Origin of the sequence: Streptomyces sp. HUAS ZL42 (genome assembly GCF_040782645.1) — a bacterium.
Taxonomy (GTDB): domain Bacteria; phylum Actinomycetota; class Actinomycetes; order Streptomycetales; family Streptomycetaceae; genus Streptomyces.
Genome location: NZ_CP160403.1, coordinates 1,977,432 through 1,991,743, shown reverse-complemented (window position 1 = coordinate 1,991,743; position 14,312 = coordinate 1,977,432). Strand labels below are relative to the sequence as shown.

The 14,312-nt window shown below is 70.4% G+C and carries 9 protein-coding genes; 3 read left to right on the top strand and 6 right to left on the bottom strand.

Annotated features, from left to right (window positions below):
- Nucleotides 1-10: 10 nt before the first annotated feature.
- From ABZO29_RS09220 to ABZO29_RS09195, 6 genes are read right to left on the bottom strand one after another with little or no spacing between them, the layout of a single operon-like run.
- Nucleotides 11-1,834, bottom strand: a complete 1,824-nt coding sequence (locus tag ABZO29_RS09220) for a LamG-like jellyroll fold domain-containing protein (protein ID WP_367319657.1) — start codon at nucleotides 1,832-1,834, stop codon at nucleotides 11-13.
- 42 nt (nucleotides 1,835-1,876) lie between these two features.
- Complete coding sequence (locus tag ABZO29_RS09215; RefSeq protein WP_367319656.1) at nucleotides 1,877-4,801, bottom strand: glycoside hydrolase family 2 TIM barrel-domain containing protein; 2,925 nt, start codon at nucleotides 4,799-4,801, stop codon at nucleotides 1,877-1,879.
- Nucleotides 4,798-5,637: a carbohydrate ABC transporter permease gene (locus tag ABZO29_RS09210; protein WP_367319655.1), complete on the bottom strand. Its 840-nt coding sequence runs from the start codon at nucleotides 5,635-5,637 to the stop codon at nucleotides 4,798-4,800. Before ABZO29_RS09210 ends, ABZO29_RS09215 begins: the two co-directional genes overlap by 4 nt.
- Nucleotides 5,638-5,648: 11 nt before the next feature.
- The gene (locus ABZO29_RS09205) at nucleotides 5,649-6,614 is read right to left on the bottom strand and encodes a carbohydrate ABC transporter permease (RefSeq protein WP_367319654.1); all 966 of its coding nucleotides are present in this window, start codon (nucleotides 6,612-6,614) and stop codon (nucleotides 5,649-5,651) included.
- The gene (locus ABZO29_RS09200; RefSeq protein WP_367319653.1) at nucleotides 6,614-7,900 is read right to left on the bottom strand and encodes an ABC transporter substrate-binding protein; all 1,287 of its coding nucleotides are present in this window, start codon (nucleotides 7,898-7,900) and stop codon (nucleotides 6,614-6,616) included. Before ABZO29_RS09200 ends, ABZO29_RS09205 begins: the two co-directional genes overlap by 1 nt.
- A gap of 42 nt (nucleotides 7,901-7,942) precedes the next feature.
- Nucleotides 7,943-8,962: a carbohydrate kinase family protein gene (locus ABZO29_RS09195; protein WP_367319652.1), complete on the bottom strand. Its 1,020-nt coding sequence runs from the start codon at nucleotides 8,960-8,962 to the stop codon at nucleotides 7,943-7,945.
- A 136-nt stretch (nucleotides 8,963-9,098) separates the two neighbouring features.
- Here ABZO29_RS09195 and ABZO29_RS09190 point away from each other — a divergent pair, with 136 nt between their 5' ends.
- Genes ABZO29_RS09190 through ABZO29_RS09180 form a run of 3 tightly spaced genes read left to right on the top strand, consistent with a single transcriptional unit; the run spans nucleotide 9,099 to nucleotide 14,310 of the window.
- The gene (locus ABZO29_RS09190; RefSeq protein WP_367319651.1) at nucleotides 9,099-9,863 is read left to right on the top strand and encodes a DeoR/GlpR family DNA-binding transcription regulator; all 765 of its coding nucleotides are present in this window, start codon (nucleotides 9,099-9,101) and stop codon (nucleotides 9,861-9,863) included.
- Nucleotides 9,860-11,197, top strand: coding sequence for a 6-phospho-beta-glucosidase (locus ABZO29_RS09185; RefSeq protein ID WP_367319650.1), 1,338 nt, complete (start codon nucleotides 9,860-9,862; stop codon nucleotides 11,195-11,197). Before ABZO29_RS09190 ends, ABZO29_RS09185 begins: the two co-directional genes overlap by 4 nt.
- Before the next feature lie 53 nt (nucleotides 11,198-11,250).
- A complete protein-coding gene (locus ABZO29_RS09180; RefSeq protein WP_367319649.1) occupies nucleotides 11,251-14,310 on the top strand; it encodes an alpha-mannosidase in 3,060 nt (1,019 codons plus the stop codon).
- The last annotated feature ends 2 nt before the right edge of the window (nucleotides 14,311-14,312 follow it).

The following is a 14,312-nucleotide window of genomic DNA, read 5'->3' as shown; positions in this document are numbered from 1 at the left end:
TCATGAAGGATCAGTGGTTCATGAAGGAGGTGACGGGCAGCGCCCGTTCGACGATGCGGACGTCACCGAGCCGGCCGTACAGGATCTGGTCGAGCTGCCCGCCGTACTCGTAGCCGCCGAGCAGCCACGCAAGGCCGACGGAGGTGATGCCGACGGCGGCCGCCTTCGGGTTGCGCACGACGGGGCAGCCCTCGACGTAGAGCGTGGTGTGCTCGCCGTCGTTGACGACCGCCAGGTGCCACCAGGTCTCCAGCGGGGTCTCCTGGCCCCAGTTGGTGGCGATGCCCTCCTGATTCAGCGGGCGCATCGCCCACTGCGGCTCGCGGTCGTTCGACAGGGACAGCGTGGCGAGCGGCTCGTCGGGGTCGTCGGCGGTCTTGCCGGCGGCGCCACCCGTGCCGGTGCGGCCGACCAGGCCCGACCAGGAGTTGTGGGCGGGGTCCCAGTCGGCGGGGAGGCGGTAGAAGGCCTCGATGGTGTAACCGTTCGGGAAGGTGGCCGAGTTGAGCGGTGCGCCGTCGACCGTGCGCAGGTACGCCCCCTTCAGCGGCGACTTGTAGCCCTGGAACTCCAGGCTGCCGTGGCCGGGCTGCTCGGGGTGGTGGTCCGGCGACCAGCCCAGCTTGCCGCCGCCCACCGTGACCAGGGAGAGGTCGTTGCCCTGCCCGGAGAGGTCGCGGACGGTGCCGGCGGCGGGCGACTCGAAGCGCCAGTACGCCACCGTGCCGGGGATGACGACCTGCGAGGCGGGCCGGGCGGGACGGTCGGGCACCGGGGCGAATCCGGAGAAGCGGTCCGCGAAGTCGATCTCGACGGAGAACCGGTCACCGTCGCCGCTCAGCTCGATCTCCTGCCGCTCCAGTTCGTTGAGCCCCGTCGCGGCCCGGCCCAGGATCCACGGCGAGACCGTCTCGACGTCGATGACGTTCCGGTCGAGGTCGAATCGGTAGAGGCGGATCATCGCCGCGCCGCCGAAGTAGCGGTTCTGGTAGTTCGTCAGGTGAAGGTGGACGTCATGTCCGGCCATGTTCTTGCGGGTGGCGCGGGCGGCGGGCCAGTAGTGCCCGTTGAGGGTGAGGAAGATCTGGTCGTGGTTCTCGATCAGGCGGTCCCACAGCTGCGACCCGTACGCCGACAGGGCGTCGTCCTCGACGACCAGTTCGTGTGTGGTGAGGATGACGGGCGTCTTCGGGTGCCGGGCCATGACCTGCTCGGCCCAGGCGTATCCCTTCGCCGACAGCCGCCAGTCCAGGGCGAGGACCATCCACTCGCGTCCTGCGGCCCTGAACAGGTGGAAGGTGTTGTAGCCGTCGAGGGAGGCGCCGCCGAAGGTCGGGCTGCCCTTGAACCGCTGCGGCCCGAAGGCCTCCAGATACGGAGTCGAGCCGCGCTGGTCGTCCGTCGACGACCTCACGTCGTGGTTGCCGGCCAGGACGCTGTAGCCGACTCCCCGCCGGTCCAGCAGCCGGAACGCCTCGCTGATCGCGGCGACTTCGGCCTGGGCGCCGTTCTGGGTGAGGTCGCCGAGGTGGGACAGGAAGACGATGTTCTCGTCCCGGCCGTGTTCCAGCAGATAGCGCAGGGACGCCTCGACCGGTGCCTTGTCGATGCTCGGCCCGTCGAAGAGGTACTGGGTGTCGGGCATCACGGCGAGCGTGAAGCGCCGGCTGTCCGGGTCGGGTCGCCAGAGGCTCTCCGCTGCCTCGGCCACGGCCGGCAGCGCGACACCCGCCACGGCGGCGGTGCCCAGCAGTGCGGTGGCCCGCAGGAAACTGCGTCGTCCGGCTCCGGCCTGCGCGGCCTCGTCCTGGTCATGCTCATGCAAAGTGCACATGTGTGCTCCGTAGAAGAGAAGTGACACTGAGGCGTGGGGGGTTCAGCGGACGCGCAGCGTCCAGCTCCAGCGGTGGATGCCCGGTGCGACGAGATACGAAGGGGAGGTGTCGGGACCGCACGAGGCCGTGCCCAGGCCCCGGTGCGCCGCGTCGATGTGCACCACACAGCCGGGGCGCGGCACCAGTTCGTCGTGGTGCGCGGCGGCCGTCAGGTCCTCGGCGCGGTAGCGGGTGACGGAGACCTGACGCGGCTCGTCCAGGACGACCGCGAGGCCGGCGGCGTCCGGCGCGGACAGTGTGAAGCGCCGTACGCCGTGGCGGCCTCCGCTCTCCTGCGGGCGCAGATAGCGGGTGAACAACTCGTCCACGGGGACGGAGTGGTGGCCGACGGGTGCGCCCGTGCTCCGGTCGGGATACGACTCCCAGGGCCCCTGCCCGAACCACTCCAGCAGATCGAGGCCGGCCACCGTCTCGAAGACCGAGCCGATCCGCGCCACGTCGTCGAACACCTCCGGCAGTTCCGCGGTCTCCTCGACCAGGACCCCGTCCTCGACCGGCGTGAGCACCTGCCGGTGCCGAACGACGCCGGTCGTTCCCGCGTACTCGGCGAGCACCGTCACGCGAGGGCCCTCCCGCCGTACGGACACGACCTTGCGGACGAGGGCGTTGAGCCCCCATTCCCGCCAGCGCAACGCCGTCCCGCCGAGCTCGTCGTTGTCGGTGGGCGCCCGCCACAGGGAGAGCGTGGGCGCGGTGGTCAGCAGCGGATGGACGAGGAGGCCGTCCCCGTCGACCTCGAGGGAACGGTTCTTCACCGGGGCGGGCCGCTCCACGGCGGGCGCCCGCAGGCGCACCTGCGGCAGACACACCACAGTGCCGCGCGGCGCCCAGGGCTCGTCCCGCGCCGTCGTCACCCGCAGCGTCAGCCAGGCCTCGCCCCCGTCCCGCGGCACCTCGAACGGCAGCGGCACCGCCGCAGTCTCCCCGGGGCACAGCGCGGGCAGTTCGGCCGGCGCCGTGAGGGTAGGGCCGTCCGCGAGGGACAGCTCCCACTCGCCCGCCAGCCAGTCAAGGCTCCGGAAGTGCTGGTGGTTGCCGAGCACGATGCCCTCGTGCCGGTAGCACTCGATCCGCACGGGCGCCGCGATCTCCCGGTGCTCGTACATCACGGGCTTGGGCGTGCGGTCGGGGAAGACCACCCCGTCCGCGATGAACGCGCCGTCGTGGATCGCCTCGCCGAAGTCGCCGCCGTACGCCCAGCGATGGCCCGGCGCGGCGACACCGTTGTCGTAGAGCCCGGCGCCCCCACGCCCGACCGGTCTTCCGTCGTTCACACGCTGGAGGATGCCGTGGTCCCAGAACTCCCAGATGAAGCCGCCCTGAAGACCCGGGGTTGCCTCGATGGCCGCCCAGTGGTCCGCGAGGGTGCCGTTGCTGTTGCCCATGGCGTGCGAGTACTCGCACTGGATGAGCGGCTTGGTCTGTCTCCCGGACAGCGCGTGCGCGACGCAGTCCTCGATCGGTGCGTACATCGGGCAGGCGATGTCGGAGGCGAGCTCCGGGTCCGCCCAGTCGCGCTTGGCGGCGCCCTCGTACTGGATCGGCCGCGTCGGATCGTGCCGGCGCACCCAGCCGGCCGCCGCGTCGTGGTTCGCCCCGTAGTCGGACTCGTTGCCCAGCGACCAGATGATGACCGACGGGTGGTTCTTGTCCCGCAGCACCATCCGCGACACCCGGTCCACGAACGCGTTCAGATAGCGCGGGTCGTCGGCGATCTCGTGCGCGTGGTCGTGCGACTCGATGTCGGCCTCGTCGACGACGTAGAAGCCGAGTTCGTCGGCGAGGTCGTACAGGGCCGGGTCGCCCGGATAGTGGGAGGTGCGGACCGCGTTGAAGCCGAAGCGCTTGAGCAGCACCAGGTCCGCGCGCATGTCGTCGTACGACACCGTCCGGCCCGTCAGCGGATGGAAGTCGTGCCGGTTCACGCCCCGGATGAACACCCGCTCACCGTTGACCAGCAAATCCCGGCCGACGATCTCCACGTCCCGGAACCCGATGCGGTGATACGACGTGTCGGCGACCGTGCCGTCGGAGTGGTGCAGCCGGACGGTCAGGCCGTACAGCTCGGGCGTCTCGGCTGTCCAGGTGCGCACCTCCGGGACGGTGGTGCCCAGCCGCGCCTCGCCGAGGAAGTCGGACACCCGCGCGTCCTCGGCGTTCGCACGGTCGAACTCCTCGTCCTGCGTGAGCAGTCGACCGTCCAGCTCCCCGCTGACGAACCACCCGGCGGGCAGCGCGCCGCCCGCGTCCCGCACCCGGCAGTCGACCCGCAGATCACCGGACCGCCCCGCCCGCACGGTCACGTCGGTGAGATGCAGCGGGTCCGTCGCGTACAGCAGCACCGAGCGGGTGATCCCGCCGTGCCACCACTGGTCCTGGTCCTCGATGTGCGAGGCGTCCGACCACTTGACCACAGTCAGTCGTACGACGGCCCGCCGGCCGGGGCGCACGACCCCCGTCAGGTCGAACTCGGCGGCCAGATGGGAGTCCTTGGAGACGCCGACGGGCCGCCCGTCCACGTGCACGAGGAGCACGCTCTCGGCGGCCCCGACCTGGAGCACGATCCGGCGCCCGGCCCACCCGGCGGGAACGTCCACGTCACGCTCGTACACGCCCGTCGGGTTGGCCGCGGGCGAGCCGGGCGGGAACTCGGCGAACGGCATGCGGACGTTGGTGTACCGCGGCAGGTCGTCCGTGCCCTGGAGGGTCCAGACGCCGGGGACGTACGACGAGGACCAGACGTCCGCGAGCGGGGCGTCCGGCGCGGGCAGCAACTGGAAGCGCCAGTCGCCGTCGAGACGGACGGCACCGCCACGCCGGTCGACCGCGTTCATCGGCAGCCGACCCCAGGAGGTCACCTCGGGCGCCTCCCAGGGGCGCAGGGCGATCAGCGGATCGCCGCTCATCCGCGCACCGCCCCCTTGGCGAGGTCGCCGATGATCTGCCGGGCGCCGACCGCGAACACGACCAGCAGCGGGACGAGGGCGAGGAGCGCGCCGGTCATCACCATGCCGTAGTCGGTCGTGCCGTGGACGCTGTTGAGCTGGGACAGCGCGACCTGGAGGGTGACGTTGCCGGGGTCGGTGAGGGCGATCAGCGGCCAGGCGTAGTCGTTCCACTGGCCCATGAAGGTGAAGATGCCGAGGAAGGCGAGGCCCGGGCGGACCACCGGAAGCGCCACGTGCCAGTACTGGCGCAGGAACCCGGCCCCGTCGAGCCTGGAGGCGTCGAGCAGTTCGTCGTGGATGGCGCTCCTCATGTACTGGCGCATCCAGAAGATGCCGAACGCGTTGGCAGCCGCCGGCACGATCAGCGCCGTCATCGAACCGATCCAGCCGATCTTCGCCATGATCACGAACTGCGGGATGACCTGGAGCTGCGTCGGCACCATGAAGATGACCATCAGCAGCGCGAACAGCACCCGGCGGCCCGGGAACTCGAACTTGGCGAAGACGAACGCGGCCAGTGAGTCGAAGAACAGCACCAGGAGGGTCACCGTCGTCGCGACCAGCAGCGAGTTCCCCATCGACCCGAAGAAGCCGATGGCGTCGAAGAGATGGCGGACGTTCTCCGGGAAGTGCGTGCCCGGCAGCAGCTTCGGCGGGTACGAGAAGATCTCGCTCGACGTGTGCGTCGACATGATCACGGCCCAGTAGAACGGGAAGGCCGACAGCAGCACGCCGAAGATCAGGGACGCGTGCAGGGCGATGCCCCGGCGCCCGGAGCCCTTTATGAATGCCATTTTGACCGGCCTCACTGTTCTTCGCCCCGGCGCCGCACCAGACGCCAGTTGATGATCGAGAAGAGGACGACGACGAGGAAGATGCCCCAGGCCACGGCGGCGCCGTAACCGAAGTCGTTGTTGTCGAAGGTCTGCTGGAAGAAGTAGAGGACCATCGTCCGGCCCGCGTGGTCGGGACCGCCCGAGAACGTCGAGTCGTTCGAGGTGTTCTGCAGCAGCACCTGCGGTTCGGAGAAGCTCTGCAGACCCGTGACCGTCGAGACGACGAGCACGAACAGCAGCGTGGGCCGCAGCAGCGGCAGCGTCACCCGGAGGAACGTCTGCACGGGCCCGGCGCCGTCGATGCGCGCCGCCTCGTACAGATCGCCGGGGATGGTCTGCAGCCCCGCGAGGAAGATGATCGCGTTGTAGCCGGTCCACTGCCAGGTCATCAGCGTCGCGATGGCGACCTTGATGCCCCACGGCGTGTTCAGCCACGCCACCTGGTCCAGGCCCACGGCCTGCAACAGGGCGTTCACCAGACCGAAGTTGGTGGAGAAGACCGAACCGAAGACGATCGCGATCGCCACCACCGAGGTGACGTTCGGCAGGAAGTAGGCGAAGCGGTAGACGTTCTTGAAGCGGACCGCCGAGTTGAGCATCACGGCCGTCACCATCGCCAGGAAGATCATGGGGAAGGTGGCGAGCGCCCAGATGGTGATCGTGGTCCCGATCGAGTTCCAGAAGTCGGAGTCGCTCAGCAGGTACTGGTACTGCGTGAGGCCGGCCCACTCCATCGAGCCGAGGCCGTCCCAGCGGTGGAACGACAGGTAGAGCGAGAAGCCGACGGGAATCAGGCCGAAGACCAGGAAGAGGAGGTAGAAGGGGGAGATCGCGGCGTAGAGGTGCCAGTACTTCCGGAAGCCGTTCTTCGGCCGCGCGGCGGGCGTTTCCGCCACGGTGGCCGAGGGCTTCTCCAGTGCGGGGAGGGTGGCCATCAGTAGCTCACCCCCAGATGCTTCGCGATGCGCCGGCACTTGCTCATGGCGTCACTCCAGGCCTTCTTCGGGTCCTTGCCGAGGACGCCGACGTTCTTGATCTCGTCCTTGATCGGCTGCCCGAGCGCCACGTCGTACGGGCTGTTGTAGGCGACCGCGATCTTCTGCGCGGCGGGCCCGAAGACGTCCATCGTGACCTGGCCGCCGAAGAACGGGTCGGGCTCGCGCAGTTGCCTCAGGCCGTACGAGGCGGGAGTGGACGGGAACAGCCCGGCGTCGACGAAGCCCTGCGCCTGGTTGGCCGCGTCGAGCAGCCAGGTGATGATCCGGAAGGCCTGCTCAGGATCCCGGCACGCCTTGGTGATCGACAGGAACGAGCCGCCGTTGTTGGACGGCCGCACGGGCATGTCGGCCACCCGCCATCTGCCCTTGGTCTTCGGCACACCGTTCTTGATGTCGTTGGTGGCCCAGGAGGCGCCCAGCTGGCTGGGCAGCTTCCCCTCCTCGATGGCCGACAGCTGGTCCGGCGTCCCGTTGACGATGTTCGAGACGATCCTGCGCCGCTTGGCCTCCACGGCGAGCGCCCAGGCGGTGCGCACATGGTCCTGGTCGCCGATGAAGTGGCGGTCCTTGTCGACGTACCGCTTGCTGCCCTGCTGGACCGCGTTCTCGAAGACGGCGTTGACGTCGGTGAGCAGATACGTCCCCGGTATCCGCTTCCCGAGCTGCTCGCCCGCAGCGAAGAACTTCTCCCAGGTGTTCAGTTCCGCGGACACGTCGGCGGGCTCGTGGGGGAGTCCCGCCTTCCGGAAGACGGCGTACTGGTAGAAGTGCGCCACGGGGCCGCAGTCGATCGGGAAGCCGACCATCGAGCCGTCGTCGGCGATGCCCTGGTCCCACTTCCACGGCAGGTACCGGCGCCTGTACTTGTCCGCGCCGAGCGTGCGCAGGTCCACGAACTGCTCGGCGTTGGGCAGGTAGGACGCCATGTCCTCGCCCTTGAGGCCCGCGATGTCGGGGATGTGGGCGCCGCCGGCCATCGTGGTGATCAGCTTTGAGCGGTAGTAGCCGCCGATCTTGATGGCCTGGAGGTCGACCGTGCTGCCGTAACGGGCCCTGGCCCTCTCGACGACCGTGTCGCCCAGGCCGCCGTCCCAGTACCACAGGACCATGTTCCGGCCGGTCGAACCGGTCGGAACGGCACAGCCGGACGCGAGGCCGCCGAGCGCCGTGGCGGCCGTACCGGCCAGGCTCGCACGCAGGAGGCCTCTTCGTGAGAGCCGCACAGCTCCCACCGCCTTTCAAATCTCTTGAGCATGTGTGGGGGGTCAGTGCTGCCGTGCGGGCGGGGTCACCGGGGCGTAGCGGACGGGCGGACCGGGATCGGCCGGCAGCCGGTCCGCGAGGAAGCCGTACGCCCGCTTCGGTTCGGGGTCGGTCAGCGAGCGCCACCAGCGGTCGACGCCGTACCAACCGGGTGCGGCAAGGGCCCCGCCGTGGTGCCGGACGGAGAGCCCCGCGGCGAGGACCGCGAACCGCAGCCGCTCCTCGAGCGGCCAGCCGCCGAGCGAGGCCGCGACGAAGCTCGCGCCGAAGACGTCGCCGGCGCCCGTCGCGTCCACGACATCGATGTCGAGGGCGGGTACGTCCGCGTACTCGCCGGTCGTCTGGTCGACGGCGACGGCGCCGTCGCCGCCCCGCGTGACCACGGCCACCGGCACCAGTTCGGAGAGCGTGCCGAGCGCCGCGATCACGCTGTCGGTGCGGGTGTAGGCCATCGCCTCGGTCTCGTTGGGGAGGAAGGCGTGGCACAGCGCGAGCTGGTCGAGCAGGTCGGTGGACCACTGCTGGGTGGGGTCCCAGCCGACATCGGCGTAGATCTGCGTGCCGTTCGCGGCAGCCTTGGCGAGCCAGGCGCGCGGCTCGGCCTCGATGTGCACGAGGGCCGTGCGCGCCTCGGGCGGGTCGCCCATCAGGGCGTCCTGCGAGTACGGCGGTTCCTGGCCGTGGGTGACCAGGGCGCGGTCGCCGCCCTGCGCGAGCGAGACGGTGACCGGAGTGGGCCAGCCGTCGGCGGTGCGGGAGAGGGAGAGGTCGACGCCTTCTTGGTCGTCGAGGACGTCACGGCAGTACTCGCCGTAGAAGTCGTCGCCGAAGACCGTGGCCAGCGAGGTCCTCAGGCCGAAGCGGGACGCGGCGACCGCCAGGTTGGCGATGCCGCCGGGGCCGCAGCCCATGCCGGCCGTCCAGATCTCCTCGCCCGGCGTCGGCGGCCCGCCCAGACCCGTGAGGACGAGGTCGTAGAAGAGCAGCCCGGTGAGCAGGACGTCGGGCCGGTCGTCGTCCACAGGTGGGTCCTCTCGTCGGGCGCCGGAACTCTTCCCATGCGATGCCCGGAATCGTGCTGCGCTCCGGCGACATTGGTCAATACCTGAGCAGAAGTGAGCATAGAAATGATCGACAATGACGAGTAGTGTTCATGCTGTGCTGGCAGAACGACGACACCAACTCATCCTGCGGGCCCTGCGCTCAGGCGGGCCCGCGGCCGTGACCGATCTCTCCGAGCAGCTGGGTGTGAGCCCCGCCACCATCAGGCGTGACCTGGTCAAGCTCGAGGAGGACGGCCTCCTCACGCGCGTACACGGCGGCGCCGTCGTCGAGGAGGGGGACCAGCCCTTCGCCGAGGTCGCCGAGGTGCGGGTGCCGGAGAAGGACGCCATAGCCGTGCACGCGGCGGCGATGATCACGGACGGTCAGTCGGTGCTGCTGGACATCGGCACCACGGCCTTCCGGCTGGCCCGCCAGCTGCACGGCCGCCGCCTCACCGTGATCACCAGCAACCTGGTGGTCTACGAGGAGCTCGCGGACGACGAGGGCATCGAGCTGGTGCTGCTCGGCGGCATGGTCCGCCGCGAGTACCGCTCCCTGGTCGGCTTCCTCACCGAGGACAACCTGCGCCAGCTGCACGCCGACTGGCTCTTCCTCGGCACCAGCGGAGTGCGGCCGGGCGGGCAGGTGATGGACACGACGGTCGTCGAGGTGCCGGTCAAGCGGGCCATGATCAAGGCCGGCGGCAAGGTCGTCCTGCTCGCCGACTCGGCGAAGTTCCCGGGAACGGGTATGGCGAAGGTGTGCGATCCCTCGGACCTGGACGTGCTGGTGACCGACGCGCCGATCGACCCGGCGACCCGGTCCGCCCTGGAGGAGGCGGGCGTCGAGGTGATGGTGGCAGGAAAGGTGCCGGTGTGAAGCTGACGATTCTGGGCGGCGGCGGATTCCGTGTGCCGCTCGTGTACGGAGCGCTCCTCGGGGACCGCGCGGAGGGCCGGGTCACCCGGGTCGTGCTGCACGACCTGGACGCGGCGAGGCTCTCCGCCGTGACCCGGGTGCTCGCCGAGCAGGCGGCGGGCGTGCCCGGCGCGCCCGAGGTGACCGCCACCACCGACCTCGACGCGGCCCTGCGCGGCGCCGACTTCGTGTTCTCGGCGATCCGCGTCGGCGGTCTCGAGGGCCGCGCGAACGACGAGCGGGTGGCGCTGGCCGAGGGCGTCCTCGGTCAGGAGACGGTCGGTGCGGGCGGCATCGCCTACGGGCTGCGGACCGTGCCCGTCGCGGTCGACATCGCGCAGCGGGTGGCCCGCCTGGCCCCCGACGCCTGGGTCATCAACTTCACCAACCCGGCCGGACTGGTCACCGAGGCCATGTCCCGCCACCTCGGCGACCGTGTCATCGGCATCTGCGACTCGCCGGTCGGCCTCGGCCGCCGTATCGCCCGGGTACTGGGCGCGGACCCGAAGGAGGCGTGGATCGACTACGTCGGCCTCAACCACCTCGGCTGGGTGCGCGGCCTGCGCGTCGCAGGCCGGGACGAGCTCCCGCGGCTGCTCGCCGACCCGGATCTGCTCGGCTCCTTCGAGGAGGGCAAGCTCTTCGGCGTCGACTGGCTGCAGTCGCTCGGCGCGATCCCGAACGAGTACCTGCACTACTACTACTTCAACCGGGAAGCCGTACACGCCTACCAGGGCGCCGCCCGCACCCGCGGCGCCTTCCTGCGCGACCAGCAGGCGCACTTCTACGAGGAGATGAGGAACCCGGACGCCTCGGCCCTGGCGGCCTGGGACCGCACGCGTGCCGAGCGCGAGGCGACGTACATGTCCGAGAACCGGGAGACGGCGGGCGCGGGCGAACGCCACGCCGACGACCTGTCCGGCGGCTACGAGAAGGTCGCCCTGGCGCTGATGCGGGCCATCGCCCGCGACGAGCGCACCACCCTGATCCTCAACGTCCGCAACCGCGGCACTCTTTCCGTGCTGGACTCCGAGGCCGTCATCGAGGTGCCGTGCCTGGTCGACGCCAACGGCGCGCACCCGGTGGCCGTGGACCCGCTGCCCGATCACGCGACAGGACTGGTCTGCGCGGTGAAGGCGGTCGAACGTGAAGTGCTGTCCGCCGCCGCGTCCGGCTCCCGCGCCACGGCTGTGAAGGCCTTCGCGCTGCATCCGCTGGTCGACTCGGTCAACGTGGCCCGCAGGCTCCTCGGGGGCTACACCGAAGTCCATCCGGGTCTGGCGTACCTTAGGTAGACGCTAACCAGAAAGCGCTTTCTCCCCGCTCGCTCCCTCCCTGGAGACCCTTCATGCACGACGAACGCCGCCGGATCGAGGAGCGCGTACAACGCCTCCACGACCAACGCATCAAGCCCGCGATCTACTCGGCCACCGTCGCCCTCGCGGTGGAGGCCTGGCAGGCTCCGGGGGAGCCGGTCCCGTTCGAGGAGGCCGCGTCCGCCCGGTACGAACCCTTCGCCATGGGCACCCCCTGGGGCCCGCCCTGGGGCACGACCTGGTTCCGGATGCGCGGGCAGGTGCCCGCCGAGTGGGCCGGAAGGCGCGTCGAGGCGGTCATCGACCTCGGCTTCGTGGGCGACTGGCCGGGCAACCAGGCCGAGGCCCTGGTCCACCTCACCGACGGCAGGCCGCTGAAGGCGGTCAACCCGCTCAACCAGTACGTGCCGATCGCCAACCCGGCGGTCGGCGGGGAGGACATCGACTACCTGGTCGAGGCGGCCTCCAACCCCGACATCCTCGCAGGCGACTTCGCCGCGCCGACCCCGCTGGGCGATGTGCTCACCGCGGGCGACGAGCCGCTGTACACCTTCCGGCGCGCCGACATAGCCGTACTGGACGAGGAGGTCTGGCACCTCGACCTCGACGTACAGGTGCTGCGCGAGCTGATGCTGGAGCTGGGTGAGCACGACCCGCGCCGGCACGAGATCATGCACGCGCTGGACCGTGCCCTCGACCGGCTCGACCTGGACGACGTCTCCGGCTCGGCGGCGGACGTACGCGCCGTGCTCGAGCCGGTGCTCGCCAAGCCCGCCAACGCGAGCGCGCACGTGATCTCGGGCGTCGGTCACGCGCACATCGACTCGGCGTGGCTGTGGCCGATCCGGGAGACCAAGCGCAAGACCTCCCGGACGTTCTCCAACGTGACGTCCCTCGCCGACGAGTACGAGGAGTTCGTCTTCGCCTGCTCGCAGGCCCAGCAGTACGAGTGGGTGCGTGACCACTACCCGCACGTGTGGGCCCGCATCCAGGAGTCGGTGAAGAAGGGCCAGTGGGCGCCGGTCGGCGGCATGTGGGTCGAGGCCGACGGCAACCTGCCCGGCGGCGAGGCGATCGCCCGCCAGCTGATCCACGGCAAGCGGTTCTTCATCGAGCACTTCGGCATCGAGACCAAGGGCGTGTGGCTGCCCGACTCCTTCGGCTACACCGCCGCCTACCCGCAGCTCGCCAAACTGGCCGGCAACGACTGGTTCCTCACCCAGAAGATCTCCTGGAACCAGACCAACAAGTTCCCCCACCACACCTTCTGGTGGGAGGGCATCGACGGCACCCGCATCTTCACCCACTTCCCGCCGGTCGACACCTACAACGCCCGCTTCAGCGGCGAGGAGATGTCCCGCGCGGTACGCAACTACGCGGAGAAGGGCGGCGCCACCCGCTCCCTCGCCCCCTTCGGCTGGGGCGACGGCGGAGGCGGCCCCACCCGCGAGATCATGGAACGCGCACGGCGTCTGAAGAACCTGGAGGGCTCCCCGAGGGTCGAGGTCGAACACCCCGACGCGTTCTTCGCCAAGGCCCGCGAGGAGTACCCGGACGCCCCGGTGTGGGTCGGCGAGCTCTACCTGGAGCTGCACCGGGCCACGTACACCTCCCAGGCCCGCACCAAGCAGGGCAACCGGCGCTCCGAACACCGCCTGCGCGAGGCCGAGTTGTGGGCGACGACCGCCGCGCTGCACGCGCCGGGCTACGCCTACCCGTACGAGAAGCTCGACCGCCTCTGGAAGACGGTCCTGCTGCACCAGTTCCACGACATCCTGCCGGGCTCGTCGATCGCCTGGGTGCACCGCGAGGCCGAGGCCGAATACGCCCGGGTGGCCGAGGAGTTGGAGGCGCTGACCGCGGAAGCGGTGGCCGCGCTCGGCGGCGGGGGCGGGCCCCGGGTCTTCAACACCGGCCCGTACGACCGCGCCGAGGTCGTCCGTACGGCCACCGGTGTGCCGATGTTCGTCGAGGTACCGGCGAACGGCAGCGCGCCCGTGGGTGCCGCGACGGTACCGGCCCCCGTGACGGTCACCGGCCGCGTCCTCGACAACGGCCTGGTCCGGGTCGAGGTCGCCGAGGACGGCACCCTCGCCTCCGTACGGGACCTGCGCACCGGTGGCCGCGAAGTCCTCGCCGACAAGGGCAACCTGCTGCGGCTGCACACCGACCTCCCGAACTACTGGGACGCCTGGGACATCGACAAGCACTACAAGAACCGCTACACCGACCTGCTCGACACCGACTCGGTCACGGTCGTCGAGGAGGACCCGCTGATCGGCGCGATCCGGGTGGAGCGGAGCTTCGGCAAGGGCTCGAAGATCATCCAGACGATCACCGTGCGGGCCGGCAGTCCCCGTGTCGACATCGAGACCGACATCGACTGGCACGAGGCCGAGAAGATCCTCAAGGCCGGCTTCCCCGTCGACATCCGGGCGCCGCACTCCTCGGCGGAGATCCAGTTCGGCCACGTCCAGCGGCCCACGCACACCAACACCACCTGGGAGGCGGCCCGCTTCGAGGTCTCCGGCCACCGCTGGGTGCACATCGGGGAGCCCGGCTACGGTGTCGCGGTCATCAACGACTCGACGTACGGGCACGACGTCTCCCGCACGGTCCGTGAGGACGGAGGAACCACGACCACGGTCCGCCTCAGCCTGGTCCGCGCCCCGCGGGTCCCCGACCCCGGCGCCGACCAGGGCCGCCACCGCTTCACGTACGCGCTGCTGCCCGGCGCGAGCATCGAGGACGCGGTCGCCGAGGGCTACGCCCTCAACCTCCCCCTGCGCGTGGCGGATTCGGCGGGCGAGCCCGAGCCGGTCGTCTCCGTGGACGGCGAGGGCGTGACCGTCGAGGCCGTGAAGCTCGCCGACGACGAGTCGGGCGACGTCGTGGTGCGCCTGTACGAATCACGTGGCGGCCGCGCCCGGGGTGCGCTGCGCACGGGCTTCCCGCTCGCCGGCGCCCAGGTGACCGACCTGCTGGAGCGACCGCTGTCTCCTGCGGACATCGACGGGGCGGGCGCGGTCATGGTGGAGCTGCGCCCCTTCCAGATCCTGACCCTGCGTCTGCAGCGCGCGGAGGTGAGCTGACC